Source organism: Streptomyces sp. NBC_00038, assembly GCF_026343635.1.
Lineage (GTDB): Bacteria > Actinomycetota > Actinomycetes > Streptomycetales > Streptomycetaceae > Streptomyces.
Window position 1 is genome coordinate 6,291,203 of record NZ_JAPELQ010000001.1, and the last position, 20,880, is coordinate 6,312,082.

The following is a 20,880-nucleotide window of genomic DNA, read 5'->3' on the forward strand; positions in this document are numbered from 1 at the left end:
TTATCCACAGGCTGCCCGATTGTCAGTGCCGCGCTGCATCATGAACCCATGACCGAAATCGAGCAGTTGCTGGAGAAGGTGGCGGAAGAGGCCCGCAACACCCGCCCGTGGGGCTGGCCTTCGCTCCCGGACCCCGTGGACACGGCTTCGGTCTCCCGCGCCGAGGCCACCCTCGGCTTCCCGCTGCCCGCGCTGCTCACCGCGCTCTACCTGCGTATAGGGGACGGCGGATTCGGCCCGGAATACGGCCTGTTGCCCCTGCTCGAAGGCTCTCCGTCAGGTGAGCCTGCCGCCGTGCCGCAGTACCTCGCCAATAGAAAGAGCGGCCGCAAGGACCCCGACTGGCCGTGGCCCGAGGGCGTACTGCCGATATCCCACTGGGGCTGCGGAATGTACGCGTGCGTGGACTGCCGGAGCCTGGGCGGCACGGTCCTGCTCTTCGAGCCGAACGCGGACGAGGCCGACCACGCCTGGTACGTGGACGCACCCGACCTCGCAACCTGGCTGCGCACGTGGCTGGACCGCAATGGTTGGTACGAGGAGTCCCACGACGACACGGACATGGCCCCTTGGCCCGAATTCCGCATACGCACGGCGGCGCCACAGGCTTCGTAGCCGCGCGCGGAGCTGCGGAGCTACGGGCTGCCACATCCTGCCGCTGTCTCCCGCGACCGTCCTCCGCTGACGTGACCGCGCCTCGTTCAGCCGGGGCCGTACACGCCACCCCACCCGAGCACCCCACCCGAGCCCGCCGCGACGCCTCCGCCGCAGCCCGCGGCTCCTACTGCGAAGCGGCCGCCCACCGCCGTACGCCGTACGCCGCCGCCCCCACCGCCAGCACAGCCGCCCCCAACACCACGGAGACCCCCGGCAGCGCGAACGCCAACGTGACGCACCCGACGAGCCCCACGACCGGTGCAACGCGCGACACGGGAGCCGAACTCAGCGTCCAGGCTGAAGCGTTCGCCACCGCGTAGTACGCCAGCACACCGAAGGAGGAGAAGCCGATCGCACCCCGCACATCAACCGTCGCGGCCAGCACGGAGACCACCGCGCCCACGGCCAGCTCCGCCCGGTGCGGCACCTGGAAGCGCGGATGTACGGCGGCCAGCGCGCCCGGCAGATGACGGTCACGGGCCATGGCCAGCGTCGTCCGCGAGACGCCCAGGATCAGGGCGAGGAGTGAACCGAGCGCGGCCACGGCCGCACCCACCCGCACCACTGGCACGAGCCCCGGCACACCGGCCGCACGCACCGCGTCGGCCAGCGGCGCCGACGCGTCCCCGAGCCCACCCGGCCCCAACACGGAAAGGACAGCCACCGCCACCGCCGCGTACACCACGAGCGCGATGCCCAGAGCCAACGGGATCGCGCGGGGGATCGTGCGCGCCGGATCCCGTACCTCCTCACCGAGCGTCGCGATCCGCGCGTACCCGGCGAACGCGAAGAACAGGAGCCCAGCTGCCTGAAGCACCCCGTCCGCCCCGCCGGAGAGTCCGACGTCCAGCCGCCCGGCGTCGGAGGCGCCCGAGCCGAGGCACACGACCACCACGGAAGCGAGGACCGCGAGGACCACTGCCACGATCGCCCGCGTCAGCCAGGCCGACTTCTGTACGCCGCCGTAGTTCACCGCGGTCAGGGCCACCACAGCCGCGACCGCAACCGCGTGCGCCTGCCCCGGCCAGACGTACGCGCCCACGGTGAGCGCCATCGCCGCACAGGAGGCCGTCTTGCCGACGACGAACGACCAGCCCGCCAGGTAGCCCCAGAAGTCCCCGAGCCGCTCGCGCCCGTATACGTAGGTGCCGCCCGAGGCGGGATACAGGGCGGCGAGCCGTGCCGAGGACATCGCGTTGCAGTAGGCGACCACGGCGGCGACCGCGAGCCCGAGCAACAGCCCGGACCCGGCGGCGCGCGCTGCGGGGCCCAGCGCCGCGAAGATCCCGGCACCGACCATCGACCCGAGACCGATGACCACCGCGTCCCCGACTCCGAGCGTCCGCCGCAGCTCCGCCCCGCCCTGCGAGCTGCCGCCCTCATGCCCGCCCGAACCTCGCCCACCGGGCTGTGCCGCATCGGACTGTGTCATGCGCCGCACCCTACTGATCAGTGCAACCGAGCAGCGCCAACGAGGCGTCCTCCCCACCAACAACCCACGAACACATGCGTGACCAGCGGTTTGAAGGCCTTCAAGCGCCTTCGATCTCCTTCAAGTCATCACGGCATCAAGGCATGAGCACAGCCTGGCCGGAGCAGGAGCACAGCGCAGGCACAGAGCGGAGAGGCAGGTTCAGGGCATGGGCATCATCAGCTGGATCATTCTGGGGCTGTTGGCCGGAGCCATCGCCAAATTCCTGCTGCCGGGCCGCGACCCGGGCGGTTTCATCGGAACGACCGTCATCGGTGTCGCGGGCGCCTTCATAGGCGGCTGGATCTCCGCGCGCTGGCTGGACCACCCCGTCACCAAGCAGTTCTACGACGGCGCCACCTGGGCCGCGGCGATCGGCGGCTCGCTCGTCCTGCTGGTCCTCTACCGCATCCTGTTCGGCGACTCGCGCCGCTGAGCGCGTACCCCCGAGGCCGCAGCCGGCAGGCGAGAAGGGTGGACACCCCCGGATCCCGGGTGCCCACCCTTCCTCGTACGCGCAACGAACCGACCACTGCCGCCGGATGACGAGGCAGCCGCTGCCGCCGGCTGGCGCAGCACGGGCAGCATGGGTTACCGGTAGTTCACGAACTGCAGGGCGAAGTCGAAGTCCTTGCCCTTGAGAAGCGCCTGAACGGTCTGCAGGTCGTCACGGCTCTTGGAGCTGACGCGCAGCTCCTCGCCCTGCACCTGAGCCTTCACGCCCTTCGGGCCCTCGTCGCGAATGATTTTCGCGACCTTCTTCGCGTTGTCCTGGGAGATGCCCTCCTCGATCGACGCGAAGATCTTGTACTCCTTGCCGGAGAGCTGCGGCTCACCGGCATCCAGCGTCTTCAGCGAGATCCCGCGCTTGACCAGCTTGGTCTCGAACACGTCGAGGATGGCTTTGACACGCTCCTCGGTGTTCGCCTCCATGACGATCTTCTCGCCGGACCAGGAGATGGAGGCGCCCACGTTCTTGAAGTCGTAGCGCTGCGAGATCTCCTTGGCGGCCTGGTTGAGGGCGTTGTCGACCTCTTGCCGCTCGACCTTCGAGACGATGTCGAAACTGGAGTCGGCCATGTCCTGTGGCTCCTTGTATCGGGGTGCGTAGGGGCGGCCGTCGAGCCCGGCATGGTCCCCGGCCGCATCCGCATAAGCCTAGCCACCCCCCACCCTCCGAGCGCAGATCAATCGGGTGGCGAAGCACCCCCGGTCATCAGGTATCGTTTACGTCGTTGCCACAGAGCACCGCCAAAACGGTCCTCACGGCAGCAAACCCTGGCGGTGTGCCCGAGCGGCCAAAGGGAGCAGACTGTAAATCTGCCGGCTTCGCCTTCCGTGGTTCGAATCCACGCGCCGCCACGTGGGAAATAAAGGCCCCGTGACCTGCCCTCTACGCAGGTCACGGGGCCTTTGTCATGCCCGCTGGCGATCAGCGCACTGTCTCACGCTGTCTCGTGTTCGAACGCCGTGTCTCGGGATGCGTGGACGGGGTGTGGACGGGATCCCGGCCGCGTCAGCCACCGAGTCCCAGCCGGGCCGAGATCTTGGCATTGGCGGCGTCGTCGCCGTCCTTGAGGAACTTTGCGTACACCCGGAAGAGCACGCCCACGCTGTGGCCGGCCCGCTCCGCCACGAGCTGTGGTTCAACACCGGAACTGAGCCACGTGGACACCGCGGCGTGACGGAGGTCATAGGGGCGCTTGGCCAGCGTCGATTCGAACTCGGGACTGGTGAGCGCGCGTGTGCGGGCCTCAGCCCAGACCTCGCCGTATCCAGTGTCCTGGATCAGCCCACCGCGTGACGTCTGGAAGAGCCGTCCGTCGGGGGCTGTGCCATACGCGGTGACGTGCCATCGCAGTAGGGCAACCAACTCGGGCGGGATCGGGACATGCCTGACCGCCTTCCGCGGGCGATGCTTGAGGCCCCTTCGGTCGTGTGACTCGCCGCTGTCCGTCCAGGCCGATCCGGAGCGGGGGCGGGTCTCTCTGAGCTTCAGCAGCCCCCACCCACGTCGTGGAAGGTCACAGTCGCGGTGTCTCAGTCCGATGACTTCGGCCGGCCGCGCAGCCGCGAAGTACATGCAGCCGAAGAATGCCGCGAGACGGCGTCCACGGGGGCTCTGGTCACGTACGGCGGCCAGTAGCTTGGCCGCCTGTTCGGGATTGGGTACGCACGCAGGGTCCACCTCCTCCACTACCTGCTCGGGGGCCTTCCATTTGATGCGAGTAAGCGGGTTGTCGGTGATGAGTTCGGCCTCCACCGCGAACTCAAGGGAGTTGTAGAGGATCGCGCGTTTCCGGCTGATCGTCCCTGGCGCTGCGGTCTTCCCGTCCAGTTTCTTGGAGAGGGCCCGGAGACTAGTCCGCACGAGAACGAGGTCCGAGAGCGCCGACGTGGGCAGCGACTTGCGCTTGAACCACTCCAGGACCTTGGCAACGTCGGCGGGGGCTTCCTCGTCCCATCGGTTCTTGTTGAAGGCCCAGCCGTACAGCGAGGTGCGGACGACTCTGGCGTCAGGCATGCCCTTGGTGTCCTTGACGAACGTCGGGGTCACGGTCGCCATCGCCTCAGCGAGCGTGCGCCGAGTCGACGCAGGGGAGTCGTCCCACTTCATCTCGATGTAGTTGCGCGCGTGCTCGTACCAGGAGATGTCACGGTCCTTAGCGACCAGAGACTTCGGCAACCCGCTGTCGACGGCGAACGGTTCGCCCTCGCGAGCCGCAGTGATGAGTTGGGCCCGGCGGCTCTCCGCCAGGCCCAGGGTGAGAAACGACTCGGAGTGCGGGCGTACGCCTACCTTCCAGCGGAGTTGGTAGGGCTTCCGATAGTCGCGTTTCCGGATCGCCCAGATTTTGACGGTGTAGCTCCACTCGGTCACGCGGCTTCCAATTCATCTTTGAAGGCGTCCAGGACACTGCGGCGCACGCAGATACGACCGGAAGGCGTGCGCCGGGCCTCAGGCCCGAAGCCACGGTTGCGCCAGCGATACCAGGTGGCCCGGCTGATGCCGATCTCGACCAGGGCGTCACTCAGCGGCAGCAGTTCGTCCTTCGGCGTCCGGCGCCGGCGGGTCGGGGTACTCATGCGGAGATCTCCTTGAAGTGAGGAGAGGACGGTCCGGGGTGTGGTTGGCGCCACAATGCTGTGGGCCGCGGCCCATCGCGGCCCAAGGCTGTGACCTGCGGTTTTGCAGCGCTTCCGTGCGGCCCATCGCGGCCCAGCTGTTCGGAGCGTGGGCCGCGATGGGCCGCGATAAGGTCTGGGCAAATCCGCAGGTCAGGTGGTGTGGGCCGCGATGGGCCGCGCCCCAGCGGATTGTGGACTCAACTGCTGAGGGCGATCCCGTTGTAGGTGGCGATCCGCTCACCCGAAGGGGCCCGGGGTTTGGAGCGGTTGAGCTGAGGGACGACGGAGAGCAGGTTGCGGCCGAATACCTGCTTGGTGCCGGCGCGAACGCCGTTGTCTTCGGTCCAGTCGCGCCAGACGTTCCACAGATCGTCCACGGGCACGGTGCATGCGGGCCCGGTAGTGCAGCGTTCGCGGATGAAGGCACTGGTGGGCGAGGCGGTGTCGCGGATGGTGGTGATTGCCTCGCGGCTGGAGGGCGGTTCGGTGATCCGTCCGTTGCGCTGGAGGCGAGCGAGTCCGTCCAGGGCCCAGTTGAGGATGCCGGGCATCTCTGCCGTGAGGCGGTCGGTGAGGGTGGGATCTTCCTTGCCGAGCCATGACAGCCGCGTGCTGAGCAGGACGAACCGGTTGGCGATGACGCCGGATGAGTCGCCGAAGTGCGGCAGTTCGTTGGACAGGATCATCAGCCGTGAGGGCACCCGACCCGTCCAGGGTTCGCGATACTTGCGGTCGATGTCGATCGTGTCGTCACCGGAGATCGTCAACAGCCGCTCCACAACCTGACTGTTGTCGTTGCCGGACAGCCGGGCGTCCGAGATGATCGCCAGGGACTTGCCGATCAGCGTGGACAGACCGAAGTTCGTCCCCAGACCGGCCAGCGTCGGGCCAGCCAGATTTTCCTTGCCGACCAGCGCTTTCATCACCCGTGCGATCGTTCCCTTTCCGGAGCGGGAGGGCCCGACGATGAGCAGGATCTTTTGCTGGTCAGTGCGGCCGGACAGCACGTAACCGAACCACTCCTGAAGCGCGTCGACGGCGTCCGGGTCGTCGGGCCAGACCTGCGCGAGGAACCCGTGCCACGTGGGTGCGCTTGCGTCGGGGTCGTAGGCGAACGGTACGGCGACGATGTTGAAGAACTCCGGTCCGTGCGGCAGCAGCGCACGGTCCTGGATCCGCAGTAGCCCGTTCTCGCATGCCACGATGGGGCCTTCGTCTCGTCCGGTATCGCCCTGGTCGTCGACCCAGGCGGGGGCGTCGGTGTCGGTGGGCAGAAGAGTGATCGATCCGAGGGCGTCGAGCAGGTTGCCGATCTTCTGCTTGGTGGGTGCCCAGTCGCGTTCCTCGGTCTGCCCGTCCTTGCCCGGCGCCCGGTAGACGGCGTGTTCGAGGCGGGTGTACATCGCTTTGCGGATCTGCGCTTCCTCCGCCTCACGCCAGCACGAGCCAGTCCAGCGCATCCAGGACGCTCGCCAGCGCCGGTACAGGAGCCGTCCGTCCTCGGTCTGCCAGTCCGGCAGCAGCCGGCGGGCGACAGCCAGGGGGTTGGTCGGCGGGGGCAGTTCCTCGGTCGCGGTGGCGGAGCGGCTGATCATGCGGCGTCCCTCCCTTCCCGGGCGGTGCGGAGCGGGCAGTGCTCGCGGTGGTCGGTGTGGTTGTCGATCAGGGCCAGGACACGGGCACGGCCAAAGGCTCTGTGGCTCCATCCGCACTCGCATCGCGAGGCGGCGGTGGGGGTGGCACCGTGCGGGACGGTGATGTGCAGCCATGCGACGGGGTAACGCCCGTCGCCTTGCTGCGGGTCAGGGCGAACAGCAGTGGGGACGCCTTCGGCGACGCCCTTCGGGTCGCCCAACGCCGTGTGGGGTGACGTCTGTTCGGCGTCCTGCGGTCCTGTGGGGGTGTTGGTGAGGCATTCCAGGCGGGGGGAGCGGAGCGGGTTCATACCGCCTCCCGGGGCCGGGCGGTACGGGCGGACCAGTCCAGCGCGCTGCGGATCGTGGTGCGGCACTCGGCGGGCGGCAGTCCGGTCGACTCTCCCGCCCCCTGGAATGCCGCCTCCACCTCGTGACGGGCGATGTCGCCCCACGCGACGAACCGCCCCACCTTGCAGGCGGATCGGTACAGCGTGTCGTTGCGCTGTCCCTCCGTCTTCGCGGCAGTGACCACAGCGCATTCGCGTTCCAACGCCACCTGCGCACACCGCGAGGCGTCCCGCGGGAAGACGATGACCGGCGCGGTCGTGGGTGCGGGCGGCTGGAGTCGGACGGTGAGCCACGCGGGGAGCTCGGCAACCGGGGCGGGGTCGGTGACTTCGTAGGCGCCCTGGCGTGTGGTGCTGCCGGGGGCGACGACGTACCCGCCCCACCCGCGAGTGTCGATCTTCTTCGAGAGCCGTCCGGCGCTGGACTTGAGCCGGGTTCCGGGCGGGGCGGTGAAGTAAAGGTGGGCGCCACCGCTGGGAGTCCGCACGCGGTAGGTGGTGGGGACGGCCTGTCCGGCGCGCTCGCAGAGCGCCAAGAACGCAGTGACGCCGTCAGGCGTCCCTTTGGCGTCCTTCAGCTTGAGCGTGTCCAGGTCCACCACGAGCAGTCCGGCGGGGCCGGTGGCGATGGCCACGTTGTAGGGACGCTGAGACCAGGCGGTGCGAATCAACTGAATGTCGGTGGTGGCGCGTTGCTCGGGCGTGCGGTGCCCCGTGGCGCACCGCCCCGTGTGGGGGCAGTGCTCCTCCGCGTGTCCGGCGGGCCGCTTCCCGCCGGGCAGCAGGGGCAGGATGGGCCAGTCACGCTCGGCGGCCCGCAAGGCTGCGTCCAAGAGGGACGCTCGCCTGGTGTCGGTCGGTTGGGTCATGCTGGAGACCTCCAACAGGTCTGTTGAGGACTGGAGATCAGGGCGGCCCGGGACTTTGGCGAGAAGCGGGCCGCCCTGTCTGCTGCTGGATGAGCAGGGGGATGGCGTGGCCGAGGATGTGATCAGTGCTCGTCTGCACGCGAGGGTCCGGCGTGACTTTCCGGATGCCGCCGTTGCGCGGGGAGTTGTCGGTGCCCTGCGTGTGCTGGCGGTCGAACTCGAAGACTCGCGGCAGGACATGGAGCGGCTCTTGGCTGCGGCTGTGGTGATCGCTGCGGGAGACGTCGAACGGTTTCGTTCGGCGATCCGTCTCGCACGGACGGACTGGCGCGATCTGCTCATGTCCGGGGAGCTGGCTCACGGGGACTGGCCGCACGTGCTGGATGAGGAACTGGGTCCCCGGTAGCTGTTGGTCAGCCGTGGAAGTGGTTGCGCTTGAAGACGGCTTTGCGGATGTTGACCGTGCTCCCGCCCTTGGAGCCGCTCGCGGAGAAGATCTGCACGGCGATCCATCCGCCGAAGATGACGGCGGCGAGGATGATGAGCTGGTGGACGAACGCGGCGAGCGCGGCGATGAACGAGGTGAGCAGGAACAGGCCGCCGCACACGGCGCCGAACCCGATGCCGCCGAGGGCGATGTTCACCGCCGTGCGCGAGACGACGGGCTTAGCGGTGACGGGTTCGGGTTTGGCGGGTTCGATGGCGTAGCCGGTGACGACCCGTCCGTCGGGCAGCACGATGCTCGCCACCGCCGGGATGCTGCCCGGCTGGACGGGCACGAGCGGCGCCGCTTGAACGGGCGTGATGGGCATCGGTCGGTGGACGGTCACGGCCTGTTCGACGGGCGCGTGTCCGGGGCTCTCGGGGTGCATGCGGAATCCCTTCCGGCAGTGGGTCAGGGAGGCGGAGGCACCCCCTTCCGGGAGGCTCCTGGAGGGGATTTCGGGGGTGCTGACCTGCGTGCTTCCCTGCCTCCCTGACGGATCATTTGTGCAGGTCAGGGAGAGGGAGGCGGGTCAGGGAGGCGGTTAGGGAGTTCTCCCTGCCTCCCTAACCCGTCGGGGGTTGGCTCCCTGTCATCCGGTGGCGGAAGCGGAACCCTCGCCGTCGCGGTTGGCGAGGGCGCGGCGGACGCGGTCGGTGCCGACGACCATGCGGCCGTCGGACTTGTAGGGCTCCGCGCCGGCGTCTTCCAGCACGCGCTTGAGGTCGCCGGGCGTCCAGACGCCGTAGGCGTCCGCGTTGAGCACGGACAGCCGCTTCAGGACGTCGGCGGTGAGGACGCGGGGCACGTCGCCGAGGACGGCGTGGATATCGGTGAGCGGGTCGCGGTCCTCGCCGCGGTCGATGGTGTGCAGGGTGGTGACGCCGTCGCGCATCGCCTTGGCGCGGTCGGTGATGGCCTTGGCTTGGTCGTCGTCGATGTAGTGGGTGCGGACGGTGATGGAGGCCTGTCCGGCGGGGATGGCGATGCCGTCGGAGGCGACGACCAGGGTCCCCCTGTCCAGGCCGGGGCGGAGCATGTTGGGGGCGGCGCCACCATCGACGGCCTTGTCCCCGAGGGCCATGCGGGCTTGTGATTCGGTGCCCAGGGCGAGGGATGCGCGGGTGTGGGCGCCCTCGCGGACCAGCTTGGGAAGGTTCTGGTCGGTCGGGTCCTGGGTGCCCTGCCACATCAGGACGTTGACGGCACGGCCCTGGTTGTGGATCTTTCGGACGGCCATGAAGTAGCGGGAGTTGGCCTTGGACCCGCCGTAGGGGTTCTTGGCGTCGTCCTTGGCCGGGCACATGAACGCGACCTGCGCCTCGTCGACGACCACGATCAGAGCCGGGAACACGGTGCCGGGCGACGCCTGGAGACGGCGGTTCATCTCCTCCACCGCACCCTCGACCATCTCCGTGACCTGCATGACGTGTTCGTCCGTCGGCCCCTGGATCAGGGTGGTGGCGAGGCCGTCGAACATGGCCCAGTCACCGACACCCTTCAGGTCGCCCATCAGGAACTGCACCGACTTGTCGAGTGCGACCCACAGGGCGAGGGAGCGCAGGGCGACGGTCTTGCCCTGGTTGGACAGTCCGGTGATGAGCAGGTGGCGCTGGTACAGGCTGATGGCGGCGGCATCCCCGCGCAGGTCCTGCCCCCACGGCGCGCGGCCCTTGGCGTAGTCGGCGGTCAGCGTGTCATCCGTGGCCAGCGGAGACGGCCCGATCGGCTCATCGAGCGCCCCGGAATCGGCCACCCACAGGCGGACCGTGCGGGCGGCGGTCGGGATGGTGATGAAGACTTCGTGCTCGTGTCGGGTGAGGTTTTCCGCGAGCTTGCGGCGGCGCTGCTGAACCTCGTTCGTCGACACCCCCGAGGGCAGGGTGACGTCGACTTCGACGCCGCATCCGGCGATCCGGATCGGACCGAGCATTGACGCGCCGGCGTCGCCCATTTCCTTGATGGCGTTGCGCATCGCCGGAATGCCCAGGTCACGCAGGGCCTTGACCACGATCGACGGGGTAATCGGCTCGCCCTCGCCGTTGCGGACGTTCGCCGGGAGCGCCCATGCCGGTGCGGCCAGCTGATGCTTGCCGACCGCCCACAGGGCGAGCAGCGCGAGCAACGGACCGATCCTGAGGGCGGGTCCCCACACCACCTGCACGATGGTGATGAGCAGGCGGATGAAGTCGATCACCGCGCTGATGGGGGTGACGACGTCGGTGATGTCCTTGTTGGCGATCGCCAGCACCACCCCGAGGGCAATCAGGGTGCCGATGCCCAATCCGGTGCCGACCAGGGCGCCTTTGGCGATGTCGATCGGGGAGGTGAGTAGGTCCATGCGGCGGCGGTGGCGTGCCTCGCGGAAGTGCTGCAAGCGCTCCTCCCACTCGCCGGCCAGTTCCATGTTGCCCGCGGCTTCGGCGGCGCGGAGGAAGCGTTCGTAGCGGGCGCCGGTGCGGCCGTCCCAGGTGCGGCGGGCCACGATCCGGCCCCCGCCCCACACGTAGAGGCCGTGGCGGGCGACCGCGCGGCCGGCGTCCTTGGTGTTCTCGTGCGTGACCGCCGTGCGGATCGCGCGCCCGGAGCGCACCCACAGCGGCACCAACGGTGCGGTGGGCGCGTCGGGCACCACGGTCAGGGTGGTCACGGACGCGTCCGCGGCGGGGGTTTCGGGGTCTTTGTGGAGGTGAACGACGTTGTTGCTCATGCTGGTTGTCTCCTGAAGTCTTCGGGGTGGGAAGGGCGCCGGTTAGGCGGTGGCGCCGGGAACGAGGTGGTTGGCGAGGTACTCGCGGCTGTAGGCCTCGCGCTCTTCCTCATCCAGCCGGTGTGCGTGTTCGCAGGCCTGGCGGCGGGATTGGCGCTCGATGCCGAGGCCGTCGCGGGTGTCGCGCACGATGCGCTCGATGACGTCCTTGCGGCCGAACTGCACGGCGTGCACGAGTTCGTGGACGACCGTGACCGCGAATGCGGCGGGTGTGCCGTGGCGGTCGGCGTTGATGAGGATCAGTGCGGTGCCGTCCGGGCGGGGGATGGAGACTGCCTGGACGTCGCGTGCGGCGTCCTTGGCCCTGCGCTGGGCGCGCTGCACGGTGCGGCGGTCGGTGCTGCCGGCGAGTGCGAGGTCGGCGGCGGCCATCAGGTCGGCCAGGCCGCGTTCGGTGGTCAAGGTGACTTCAACGTCCGGCATGCTGCCGGACACCGATCGGTTGACCAGGCGCACGGCCTGTTCGGTCAGTCGCTTCGCGGTGCGCAGGGTGGCGCCGTAGCCGGGCAGCTTGTGCGTGGTGACACTCGTCTTCACAGCGTCTCCGTCTCGTTGCCGCAGCTCAAGCGGCGGATTCGGTGTCGGGGTAGGCGCACAGGACGCACATGCCGAGTGAGCGGGGCATGCAGTAGCTGTAGGTGAGTTGGCACTTGGGGCAGGTGCGGCGGGCGAGCATCGCCAGTGCGAGGGCGCCCCACTTCCGCGAGGTCATCGGCCGCACGGGCTTCGCGAGGTCGATGCGGTAGAGGTAGGCGACCCGCACCCCGCCCGCGCGCCGGTTGATGCGCATGAGTTGCGCCGCTATGGGCTGTCCGCCCGGACGCAGGCCACGGGCCCGCAGTTGCCGGCGGGTGGCGAACTGGTCGTCGTCGGGGGCGTACTTCCAGGGGTAGGTGGGGATCCCGTGGAGGGCACCGGTGGGGTCGAAGCACTTGCCGAACGCGGCGGACATCAGGCGACGCGCTTCCACGCGGCCCTGAGCCGGACTTCGGATGCGGAGTGGCCGGCCGCGCGGAAGCGGATGGCCATCTCGCGGTAGGACAGCGCGGGGTTCTCGCTGTGGCGGATCTCGTCGACCAGCGCGTCAAGTGCTGCGTCGGTGAGTGCGGGCGCCGACTCCAGGGCGAACGCGACCGGTTCGGCAGGTCCCCAGACGGGCAGTTCCCAGCGGGGTGTGACGTCGGGTGTGACACGGTGCGTCACGCTGGTCAGTGCCCTGCCGGTGTCCTTGCCCTCCCGTGCCGTCTCCAGCGTCGACCAGGCCCGGGAGAGGGTCTGTGCGGTCTTGGCCTGGACGCGTGCGACGCGGGCGCCGGCCTGCGTCACGGCCGTCAGCCGGGTCTCCTCGGTGACCGCTTTGGCCCGCAGGCGGGCGCGGGCAACGGCCGCTTCGTCGCGGGCCTCTTGCTGGATTCCGCGGATCGCTCCGAGCGCGTTGGGGGTGAGTGCGGTCCGCTCCCACAGACCGTGCACCAGCCACAGGGCCTTGGCCGCGATGGGCAGCCAGGCCACGGCCAGCCACGCACCGGTCGACTGCTCTGCGGTGAGTGCGTGGGTCACCAGGACGCCGGTGGCGATGAGGCCGAAGGACCAGCCGACGCCGGTGACGGCGCGGTTGTGGTCGCCCTGGGCTGCGAGGCGACGTTCGTAGGCGAGGGTGGCCAGCCATCCGCCGTCGATGCCGAGACCGACGACCAGGGCGACGGGCCACGGCATCGCCGTGCCCAGCCACATCACGACCACAGCCAGGGTGAGGACCATGGACACCGCTGTCATCGCGACGGCGGGCAGAACGGTCTTGGCGTTCATGCGGCACCGCCCGCCGCGTTCGTGCCGGCGGTGCGGTTGGCCAGCGCCCGCCGCTCCTCCAGCACCCGCCCGAACGCCCGGCGCAGACGCCGGGTGTCCACCTCGTTCGGTGCGTGGTTGAGAGCGATGATCTGCGCGTCGATTAGATCGACGTCCGCCAGGATCACGGGCAGTTCACACTCAATCGCGTCCAGCTCCGCGGTCGTCGGCTCCATGAAGTCGGCGAACGCGGTAACAGCATCCTGAACAGTGACGATGGGGTTCATGGGTCGTGTTCTCCCTAGTCGGTGGTACGGCCCCAAAGCGCCCCTGGAGTTGCTGCTCCGGGGGCGCGCGCCGTTCTTGCTTGGTCTGCTCGGCCGAGCAGCCACGGCCCCCGGCGCCCCGTGCAGGGGCGTCAAGGACCGTGAGCACTCGGGCTCACTTCGACCCATCGACCGCCCTTGTGCAGGCGGCTGGATCGGCACTCTGTTGAGTTCTCAACCAACGGGCGCTTCCTTCGTACTCACCCCCCGTGGGGGGCTTTCCTCCGGGCACATCCATAGACTGGACCGGTGGACCGGTCCAGTCAAGCTCCAACTCCCCCTCGCATGCAGCGAATTGACCGTCCGTGCAGCTCAGGGGCGCGAAAAAGAAACAAAAAAGCTGGACCGGCGGACCGGTCCAGCTCTCCTACGGGTCACTCTGGCCTACATCGCATAGCTCTCCACCTGTTCGTAGTGAGGGGAGGGCGTGACCCCTTCCTCGCACACGAGTGGATGGCCGTCTTGGTCGTAAGCGGTGTGTAGAACCACGGCCACTGCCGTTGTTTCGGACAGCCCCAGGTGGCGGGCTTCGGACTCGGTAGCCAGGCGGACCGTAGTCACATCCACTCCCTCGGCTGGGTAGCGGCCAGTCTGGCGACGTACGTAGCGAGTCGTTCCTTCCGGAATAGGGGCGGTCTGTGCGAGTCGGGGCGAGGCTTCTGCGATCTCGGGCGGGAACCACGCTTCCGCATAGCTGTGTGGACTCCCGTCCGGGAGTTGGAGAATTCGGATGCGCCGCAGCGTAGAGACACCCGAATCCAGGCCCAGCACGTCTGCCACGCGTGCAGGCGGTTCTGCCCAATCCGGCTCGCCGACGCGCAGGAAGGGCATGCCGCCAGTGACACGGGCGGAGCCTGCCCGTCGCGCCCCCGCCGGCCGTGCGACGGGCGTCTCGGTCACCACGAACCCTGTCCCTTGCTTGGCCACGACAACACCGTCGTTCCGCAGCACATCCATCGCTTTGATGGCGGTGGCGCGAGAGACTGACCATTGTTCTGCCAGGTCACGGCCAGATGGCACGGTCTCACCTGGCGCGAACTCGCCAGCGGCGATGCGGGCGCGCAGCGACTCCGCGATCTCCTCGTACTTCAGTAGCGCCATGACTGCCTCTCTTGCCGTCTCCTTGCTGGACTGGTCCACCGGTACACAGCATACTGCCGCTATGTCGAATTTCGGATTGGCTCCCTCCGTTGCGCGCTTCTATGGCGAGACCGTGGACGAGAGCAGGCGCCTGCATCGCTCGGCGGATGGCCGTCTTGAGCTGGCCAGGACCCAGGAGCTTCTACGTCGGTTCCTTCCACTGGCGCCTGCGAAGGTGCTGGACGTCGGTGGCGGGGCTGGCGTGCATGCAGAGTGGTTGGTCAAGGACGGATACACGGTCTCCTTGGTGGACCCCATCGCTCGCCACGTTGAGCAGGCATCCGCCATCTGTGCGGCGTCGCTCGGAGACGCGCGAGCGCTGGACGCGAGTGACGACAGCTACGACGTGGTTCAGCTGCTCGGCCCGCTCTACCACCTGCCTGACGCCGCTGACCGCCGTCAGGCCCTCGCTGAGGCGCGGCGTGTAGTCAAGCCCGGTGGGCTTGTAGCCGCAGCGGCGATCAACCGTTACGCCTCCCTCTTCGAGCACGTCACCTACGCACACCTACACACGGAGCGCATGTACGGGCCGGTGTCGAAGATTCTCCGCACGGCAGTGCATGACGGCCCGCACTTCACCCTGGCGTACTTCCATCGGGCGGAGGAACTTGCCGACGAACTTCGCGAGGCGGGGCTTACTGAGGTGGAAGTCTTCGGGATCGAGGGCCCGGCGTGGTCACTCGTCAAGGCTGTCGAACAGCAACCTGGCGAGGGACCTACCGATGACCTGATTGCCTCCGCCATGGCAGCCGCGCGGATGGCTGAGCCGTATCCAGAATTGCTCGCTGCGAGCTCGCATCTGCTCGCGGTGGGACGGGCCCCGGCTAGCACCTCTGCCTAACCCGTTCGCACCTGTTCGGTGTCATCGAAAGCTGAGCGCTGTCACCGAAGGCTGCTGCATCCTGAAAGCTCAGCAAGCGGACAAGGGAGACGGTGATGATCGCGAGAGTGGCCGTTTGGGAACCGATGCCGACCGATGACCGTGGCTGGGTGCTGGAGGCCGCTGCTACCGTGCCCGGCGTCCACGGTGCGTATCACCTCATCGATCCTGCAACTGGCAACGGACTGTCTATTGCCTTCTTTGAGGACGAAGTCGCAGCTCAAGCTGCACGAGAGGCCATCGAGAAACGCGCCGAGGAGATCGGCTGGCACAACACCACGCACCCGGCACCCGCCTCCCAGACGATCTACAACGTCATCCGAGACGCGTAGCCCGGCACCTGAGGGTGTGCCCTCAAGATTCAATGACGCACGCTCAACCTTGGATGGCACGGGACAGCACCCTGCATAGGTCCCGTGTGACGCACAGAGCTAGATGGCCACTACGCTCACGGTTGCATCTCCCGGCGAATGGCGCGTGAGAGTGTCCGGTAAGCCTCGCGGACGCCCTCCGCCGCCGTGGCCAAGTTCATCCGCTGGGTCACAGCTAGGCCGTCCTGCCCTGATCCTTGTCCGCTTTCTGATGCTTCGAGGAGGCGTCGATGGTGGGGCTGGGCCTCCGCTAGCTGCCGGTTAAAGGCTGTTACGGTGCGCTCCAGGTTGCGGACCTGCTCGCACACGCTTGAGCTAGCGATAACTCTGACCTGGCTAAAAAGACGGTCTAGCTCCTCGGACTCGTTCTCTACCAGGTCTTCCAGAGGGTGCACTGCCCAAGTCTGCGCATTATCGGCGAACCGTGCCGCGACCCGCAGGAGATCTGCATAGACCACGAGACGCTGGGCCGAGAACTGCTCGGTACGGACGCTGCTGCGGCGCATGCGCTCGGAAAGGACTGGGCCGAGCAGTGCCCCGATGAGGGTGCCGGCGATACCCGCGATACCGAGCCAGAACGTCGCGTTCACCTAGTCATCGCCTCTCATGGTCCCGCTGCTGGCCAACGCTCTCTGAGAGAACAGGCCAGATTGACTTGAGCATGCTCCTACAGCCTGCCGCGTTCCCTGCGCTGCTGGCCAACTATCAGTGCGAGTCACAGCCCGGACTGGTCCTGGCCTCAAAAATCGAACACATGATTGAATCTGAGTCATGGGGCACACGACGTTTCCGCTCGATCTGATCCAGGCTCAACGCGACTGGAACCGCACTTATGCGGCGCTTGAGCGTCGACCGCTCCACACGGCCGCGCTGCGTCGTGGGTTGCAGCAGCTCTCCGCCCGGCTTGCCTCCCACCCGTTCTGGGAGACGAGAGGTGGCCGGTCGCCAGGGGCGAGGGTCGAACTGCGCCGACAGGTTCGGGAGCTGGAGGAGGCGGAGGACCGCCTCACGGAACAGCAAGAACGCATCCTGTAGTGCATCAGGGGCTGGGTAGCCGACCGCGGGGATACTCCCTCGATGCGGGAGATCTGCCGAAGCGTGGGCCTGTCGAGCGCGGGGTCAGTCGCGTACCAACTCGTCAGGATGGAAGAGCTCGGCGTCATCGACCACATAGGCATCGCGCTGCGTCGTTAATCGTTATGGAGTCCGCGCGCAGACAGTTCGGGGTAGGCAGGCCTTAACGACAAGCCGCGATAAGGCCCAGCCACGCTGTCCCCTAATGGGTGCGAGTCTGTCCGACGGTACCTAGTCCTCTGCTACTTCCGAGCGGTAGGCCCAATCATGACTCTCGGCCTTTTGGCGCAGGCGTCCCGCTATCTTCTTGGCTCGCTTAGGTGGTACAGATCTGTAGTCGATAAACGCGTGACCGGGTGACCTAGGCTGTCCATCCTCCGCGGCCGAGTCGTCGATTACGCTCAGCTCCTCGCCGGATATTTCGCCAACTGTGAGCGAGTAAACCCCGGCGGAAGGAAATTCCAGCACTTTCGTGTAGTGGTCAAAAGACTCTTGGGCGGACACTTTTGAGGATCGATTCACCGAAAGCTCGCCCTCATCTTTCGCCGAGGGTGTGAATGCTTGGCTGGATACGCGCCCATCGTGCACGAAGGCCGGGTTCACTTGACGCCAAACCGCCTCCTCCGTGTCCGTGATCTTGAACTCTCCGGGTCGAAGGTCGTTGACGTCACCTTGCATATTGCTGAATTCCCCCCAGCAAGAATTGTGCGGCTTCCTCTAGTTGGTGCGCGGTGAAGGATTTATCTAGCTCATCATCGCGGGACTTGGAGAAAGCGTAGATTTCGATCTCTTCGGTTTTGGTAATCTCGGCAGTTACCTCACCGGCGCTCGAACTCCATTCAAGCTGAACCCCGCCGCGTTCAGTAGGATAGATATATGGTCGCTCTATGCCAGAGTCGAGCAATTCGAGCAGAAGTGATTCAACCCTTCTCAATACTCGCCTTACAACAACCTCTCCAGTGCCTTCGAGCCAGCCTGCTTCAAGTTTATGAAGTTCGGTCAGCCTCTCCGACCAATCTGCCGGGAGCACTGGTTCGATATTTAGAACATCCTGAATTTCGATGATGTCATCGTTGATCGATTGAATGGCGACGGAGCTTACCGATACGGTTGGCGCCAACGCTGAAACGTCGAGATATTGGCGTAGATCTGGGACGATGTCATCCGAGGAGAAACGCCCAGCAATTACCTTACCGTTTTTGGCCAAACGGATTTTGAAAGTACCGTCATCGGCGTAAACGCCTGTGATCTGTCCGATTACTAGTGTCTCAACTTCGAATCGGTCAAGCCGCGCCAACTCTTGGATGGTCCGTCGGATGTTCTGGGAGTAAGTTGCCTCGGAGGGGTGACCCTCATCAAAGTAGATGAATTCCCCGTCCTGCAAACTCCTGCCAAACCTCGAAAATTCACGTAGCGCATTCGGTGGAAAATTGGATGGGATCGTCCCCCCATCGCCAACCGACTTGAGTGCCTCTTGAATGATTAGGCGTGCTTCGTCGAATACACCGGCGTCGTAATTTTCGAATAGGGGTGAGTCCTCGCCGCGTGGCGCTTCCAGGACGGGGATTACGCTTCCCTCCCTGACATCCGACAGGCGCAGAGAAAACTGAGAGAACTGACGAGGTGCGCGCTGCCGCGTTGGGTGACGCCGCATGTAGAGGGCTTTGGCCACGTCAACTACAAGCCGCTCGTAGCGGGCGAACTCTGACAGGACCTCCACAGGGAGTCCGTGTTGTTCGTACCGTCCGCCCCGGAGGTGCCATGATCCAAAAGGCTGCGCTTCAGTCCCCATACCGTCACTCTAGTGAAAGTTCGCCCGTTACTTGCCGTGTTGCGATGATGACAGTTAACGGTTGTTCCGGCCAGCCCTATGTACGGAGTCTTCGGCGCTGTCCCTCTTTGGTGCGCCTGCCTCAGGCGGTCACCGCCCGAGGCAGTGAGCCTCCTCCCTGATGCGAGGTTCTCCGCCTCTTCAGGCGGCGCCTCTGGCCACTCTCACCTATCCAGCCATTCCGGCTGGTGCGCGCTTGGGCGGTGCCTAGATGCGGTAGCTACCCGACGTCTTGCCGGTGTGGATCAAGGAGTGAGCGATGCCAGGCGTGAACGAAAACATTGCCGACACTCGGTCGGAAGAGGCAACCCGCAACAGCGACGGCAACGCCATCGGGTGGGGGTTGGCGGCGGTCACGAGTGGGCTGCTTGAGGTGGCGGCCGCTATACGTGACGCCGGCAGTGAGATTGCCACGGCCGTGCGTGAACGCTGAGAGGGCGGGTGCAGATCGCTGCGTGTCCCTCAGCGCTCAAATCATAGGTAAAGGCAGGTGGCAGCGTCCTTACGGTGCCCACGGAAAATCGCGCAGTGGGACCTGAGTTGATCTGTCTGTGGGCCGTCGAAGGGCGGCCCACAGCGTCTAGCAACGACCGTGTCCCCCCTCGATGACAGGTCTCTGGCACATCGGCGCGAGTTGCTTGAGGACCGCCCCGTGCTGCGCTGAATCCTTCGTCAAGTCCTGTCAGTCGCATGCTCTAGCCTCCAGGGCTAGCCACGCATCCATTCGAGCAGTGCCACGGGGGACCTTGTGAACGCCTGGATCCTGACCTGCAATCCGAACAAGTTCGACCTGGAAGCCTTCCGGCGCGACGGGCACGAGCTCAGGTCCTGGAGCGTCGGCAGGTTTCGCGACGAACTTGCGGCAGGGGATCCCTTCGCCCTGTGGCTCACTGGTTCGGCCTCCGCCGTAGTGGCGTACGGCCACATCGCCGGGCCCCCCGCCCTGGACGCATCCGCGGACGCGTCCTACTGGAGCGAAGATCCGGGCGTCCGCTGGTACGTCCCGCTGGTCGTTGAAGAGTGGCTCGAACGCCCGATATCGAGGAGCCGGTTCCTCGATGACCCGCGCTTCGCGGGCTCCTCCTTGCAGAAGCAGTCCTTTGCCGCCAATCCACACGTGGCGACTCCAGCCCAGTGGGCCGTGATCATCGAGGCCCTTGAGCATGCTCGGGACGAAGATCCAGGCTGGGACCTGCGCCCTGGGGACACGATCCGTCGCGTCGACCTGCACGAGCGCTACGGCGGCTCAAGTCAGAACGGGATCAGTACCTCACGACGGTCGCCTAACGTGCTGATCTTCACGGATCCACGTTCCGGCCATCAACACGGCTACTACGACGAATGGGCGGAAGACGGCACGTTCCACTACACCGGCGAGGGACAGAAGGGTGACCAGGTCTTCACCAAGGGCAATAAGGCGATCCGTGACTACCGTCTGACGGGGGACCGCCTACGTCTGTTCGAGGGTGCCCGCGGCACTGTGCGATACGTCGGCGAAGTTGTTCTGGACGACGTGACCCCCTTTTCGTATGGCCAAGCCCCGCCCACTGGCGGAGGACCACTTCGACAGGTCATTCGCTTCCACATGGTTCCCATTGGAACCACCCCGCAGCACCGGGACGCACCCGTCGGCACGGGCTACCGTCCCGCTGACGAGTCTGTCGTTCCGGCACCACAGCAGCCCGGTACACCGGACCCTGACCTGACCGGTCGCAACCTCAAGGCGCACCGACGACTCCAGAACTCCTTGGCCGAATCCGCCGGCAAGTACGGGCTCTCCGTGCTCTCGCCGAATGCGATCGATCCTGACTTCGATCTAGCTTGGCGTGACCATTCCGGAGATCTCAGCGTCTGTGAAGTCAAGTCGCTCACCGAGTCCAACGAAGTACGTCAACTTCGAGTCGGGCTCGGCCAAGTCCTGGACTACCAGGATCAATTGCAGGCACGAGGAGAGAAGGTACGGGCTGTGCTGTGGGTGGAGCGTCAGCCGCTCGATCCTCGCTGGCTCGGCCTGTGCCGTCGCGTCGGAGTCGTTCTGGCCTGGCCGGGACAGGAAGTTGGCCTCTTCGACGGAGGCAGCCGCCCGGGATAGGTTCGCATTGAGGC

The 20,880-nt window shown here is 66.6% G+C and carries 26 protein-coding genes and 1 tRNA gene; 10 read left to right on the forward strand and 17 right to left on the reverse strand.

What is annotated here, in order from left to right; all coding sequences use genetic code 11:
* Positions 1-48: 48 nt before the first annotated feature.
* Complete coding sequence (locus tag OG219_RS28530) at positions 49-615, forward strand: SMI1/KNR4 family protein (protein ID WP_266831176.1); 567 nt, start codon at positions 49-51, stop codon at positions 613-615.
* Positions 616-781: 166 nt separating this feature from the next.
* Here the strand turns inward: OG219_RS28530 and OG219_RS28535 are convergent, their stop codons facing one another.
* A complete protein-coding gene (locus OG219_RS28535) occupies positions 782-2,089 on the reverse strand; it encodes an APC family permease (protein ID WP_266831178.1) in 1,308 nt (435 codons plus the stop codon).
* A gap of 208 nt (positions 2,090-2,297) precedes the next feature.
* Between OG219_RS28535 and OG219_RS28540 the strand changes: the two genes are divergently transcribed.
* Positions 2,298-2,564, forward strand: coding sequence for a GlsB/YeaQ/YmgE family stress response membrane protein (locus OG219_RS28540; protein ID WP_266831180.1), 267 nt, complete (start codon positions 2,298-2,300; stop codon positions 2,562-2,564).
* A 155-nt stretch (positions 2,565-2,719) separates the two neighbouring features.
* Here the strand turns inward: OG219_RS28540 and OG219_RS28545 are convergent, their stop codons facing one another.
* Complete coding sequence (locus OG219_RS28545; RefSeq protein ID WP_266831182.1) at positions 2,720-3,208, reverse strand: YajQ family cyclic di-GMP-binding protein; 489 nt, start codon at positions 3,206-3,208, stop codon at positions 2,720-2,722.
* A 200-nt stretch (positions 3,209-3,408) separates the two neighbouring features.
* On the opposite strand from OG219_RS28545, the gene OG219_RS28550 reads away from it, so the two are divergent.
* Positions 3,409-3,490: transfer RNA gene (locus OG219_RS28550), tRNA-Tyr, on the forward strand.
* A 154-nt stretch (positions 3,491-3,644) separates the two neighbouring features.
* On the opposite strand, the gene OG219_RS28555 is transcribed toward OG219_RS28550, so the two are convergent.
* The 5 genes from OG219_RS28555 to OG219_RS28575 form a co-directional block, all read right to left on the reverse strand.
* Positions 3,645-5,009 carry a tyrosine-type recombinase/integrase gene (locus OG219_RS28555; protein ID WP_266831184.1) on the reverse strand — a complete coding sequence of 455 codons (1,365 nt, stop codon included), beginning with the start codon at positions 5,007-5,009 and terminating at the stop codon, positions 3,645-3,647.
* Positions 5,006-5,215, reverse strand: coding sequence for an AlpA family transcriptional regulator (locus OG219_RS28560; RefSeq protein ID WP_266831186.1), 210 nt, complete (start codon positions 5,213-5,215; stop codon positions 5,006-5,008). Before OG219_RS28560 ends, OG219_RS28555 begins: the two co-directional genes overlap by 4 nt.
* 239 nt (positions 5,216-5,454) lie before the next feature.
* A complete protein-coding gene (locus OG219_RS28565) occupies positions 5,455-6,852 on the reverse strand; it encodes a phage/plasmid primase, P4 family (protein WP_266831188.1) in 1,398 nt (465 codons plus the stop codon).
* On the reverse strand, positions 6,849-7,202 hold the full coding sequence (locus tag OG219_RS28570; protein WP_266831190.1) for a hypothetical protein: 354 nt from the start codon (positions 7,200-7,202) through the stop codon (positions 6,849-6,851). Before OG219_RS28570 ends, OG219_RS28565 begins: the two co-directional genes overlap by 4 nt.
* Positions 7,199-8,110 (reverse strand): bifunctional DNA primase/polymerase, encoded by a 912-nt coding sequence (locus tag OG219_RS28575; protein WP_266831192.1) that lies wholly within the window; start codon positions 8,108-8,110, stop codon positions 7,199-7,201. Before OG219_RS28575 ends, OG219_RS28570 begins: the two co-directional genes overlap by 4 nt.
* Positions 8,111-8,216: 106 nt before the next feature.
* On the opposite strand from OG219_RS28575, the gene OG219_RS28580 reads away from it, so the two are divergent.
* Positions 8,217-8,516, forward strand: coding sequence for a hypothetical protein (locus tag OG219_RS28580; RefSeq protein WP_266831194.1), 300 nt, complete (start codon positions 8,217-8,219; stop codon positions 8,514-8,516).
* Between the two features lie 7 nt (positions 8,517-8,523).
* Here OG219_RS28580 and OG219_RS28585 read toward each other — a convergent pair whose 3' ends face one another.
* The 7 genes from OG219_RS28585 to OG219_RS28615 form a co-directional block, all read right to left on the reverse strand.
* A complete protein-coding gene (locus OG219_RS28585) occupies positions 8,524-8,982 on the reverse strand; it encodes a hypothetical protein (protein ID WP_266831196.1) in 459 nt (152 codons plus the stop codon).
* Positions 8,983-9,186: 204 nt separating this feature from the next.
* Complete coding sequence (locus tag OG219_RS28590) at positions 9,187-11,304, reverse strand: FtsK/SpoIIIE domain-containing protein (RefSeq protein WP_266831198.1); 2,118 nt, start codon at positions 11,302-11,304, stop codon at positions 9,187-9,189.
* A gap of 42 nt (positions 11,305-11,346) precedes the next feature.
* Positions 11,347-11,901: a hypothetical protein gene (locus tag OG219_RS28595; protein WP_266831200.1), complete on the reverse strand. Its 555-nt coding sequence runs from the start codon at positions 11,899-11,901 to the stop codon at positions 11,347-11,349.
* A gap of 25 nt (positions 11,902-11,926) precedes the next feature.
* Complete coding sequence (locus OG219_RS28600) at positions 11,927-12,316, reverse strand: RRQRL motif-containing zinc-binding protein (protein ID WP_266831202.1); 390 nt, start codon at positions 12,314-12,316, stop codon at positions 11,927-11,929.
* Complete coding sequence (locus OG219_RS28605; RefSeq protein WP_266831204.1) at positions 12,316-13,173, reverse strand: protein spdB; 858 nt, start codon at positions 13,171-13,173, stop codon at positions 12,316-12,318. Before OG219_RS28605 ends, OG219_RS28600 begins: the two co-directional genes overlap by 1 nt.
* Positions 13,170-13,439 (reverse strand): DUF6284 family protein, encoded by a 270-nt coding sequence (locus OG219_RS28610; RefSeq protein ID WP_266831206.1) that lies wholly within the window; start codon positions 13,437-13,439, stop codon positions 13,170-13,172. Before OG219_RS28610 ends, OG219_RS28605 begins: the two co-directional genes overlap by 4 nt.
* A gap of 423 nt (positions 13,440-13,862) precedes the next feature.
* Positions 13,863-14,579, reverse strand: coding sequence for a GntR family transcriptional regulator (locus tag OG219_RS28615; protein WP_266836261.1), 717 nt, complete (start codon positions 14,577-14,579; stop codon positions 13,863-13,865).
* 61 nt (positions 14,580-14,640) lie between these two features.
* Between OG219_RS28615 and OG219_RS28620 the strand changes: the two genes are divergently transcribed.
* Positions 14,641-15,459 (forward strand): bifunctional 2-polyprenyl-6-hydroxyphenol methylase/3-demethylubiquinol 3-O-methyltransferase UbiG, encoded by an 819-nt coding sequence (locus OG219_RS28620; protein ID WP_266831208.1) that lies wholly within the window; start codon positions 14,641-14,643, stop codon positions 15,457-15,459.
* Between the two features lie 95 nt (positions 15,460-15,554).
* Positions 15,555-15,830, forward strand: coding sequence for a hypothetical protein (locus tag OG219_RS28625; RefSeq protein WP_266831210.1), 276 nt, complete (start codon positions 15,555-15,557; stop codon positions 15,828-15,830).
* 116 nt (positions 15,831-15,946) lie between these two features.
* Here OG219_RS28625 and OG219_RS28630 read toward each other — a convergent pair whose 3' ends face one another.
* Positions 15,947-16,459 (reverse strand): hypothetical protein, encoded by a 513-nt coding sequence (locus OG219_RS28630; protein ID WP_266831212.1) that lies wholly within the window; start codon positions 16,457-16,459, stop codon positions 15,947-15,949.
* A gap of 181 nt (positions 16,460-16,640) precedes the next feature.
* Here OG219_RS28630 and OG219_RS28635 point away from each other — a divergent pair, with 181 nt between their 5' ends.
* Positions 16,641-16,904, forward strand: coding sequence for a hypothetical protein (locus OG219_RS28635; RefSeq protein WP_266831214.1), 264 nt, complete (start codon positions 16,641-16,643; stop codon positions 16,902-16,904).
* Between the two features lie 3 nt (positions 16,905-16,907).
* A complete protein-coding gene (locus OG219_RS28640) occupies positions 16,908-17,063 on the forward strand; it encodes a hypothetical protein (protein ID WP_266836262.1) in 156 nt (51 codons plus the stop codon).
* A gap of 111 nt (positions 17,064-17,174) precedes the next feature.
* Here OG219_RS28640 and OG219_RS28645 read toward each other — a convergent pair whose 3' ends face one another.
* Together OG219_RS28645 and OG219_RS28650 are read right to left on the reverse strand one after the other, a co-directional pair.
* Positions 17,175-17,621 (reverse strand): hypothetical protein, encoded by a 447-nt coding sequence (locus OG219_RS28645; RefSeq protein ID WP_266831216.1) that lies wholly within the window; start codon positions 17,619-17,621, stop codon positions 17,175-17,177.
* On the reverse strand, positions 17,611-18,735 hold the full coding sequence (locus tag OG219_RS28650; protein WP_266831218.1) for a hypothetical protein: 1,125 nt from the start codon (positions 18,733-18,735) through the stop codon (positions 17,611-17,613). The genes OG219_RS28645 and OG219_RS28650 overlap by 11 nt, the downstream gene beginning before the upstream one ends.
* 298 nt (positions 18,736-19,033) lie before the next feature.
* Here OG219_RS28650 and OG219_RS28655 point away from each other — a divergent pair, with 298 nt between their 5' ends.
* Positions 19,034-19,207 (forward strand): hypothetical protein, encoded by a 174-nt coding sequence (locus OG219_RS28655; RefSeq protein ID WP_266831220.1) that lies wholly within the window; start codon positions 19,034-19,036, stop codon positions 19,205-19,207.
* A 315-nt stretch (positions 19,208-19,522) separates the two neighbouring features.
* Positions 19,523-20,866, forward strand: coding sequence for a hypothetical protein (locus tag OG219_RS28660; RefSeq protein WP_266831222.1), 1,344 nt, complete (start codon positions 19,523-19,525; stop codon positions 20,864-20,866).
* The last annotated feature ends 14 nt before the right edge of the window (positions 20,867-20,880 follow it).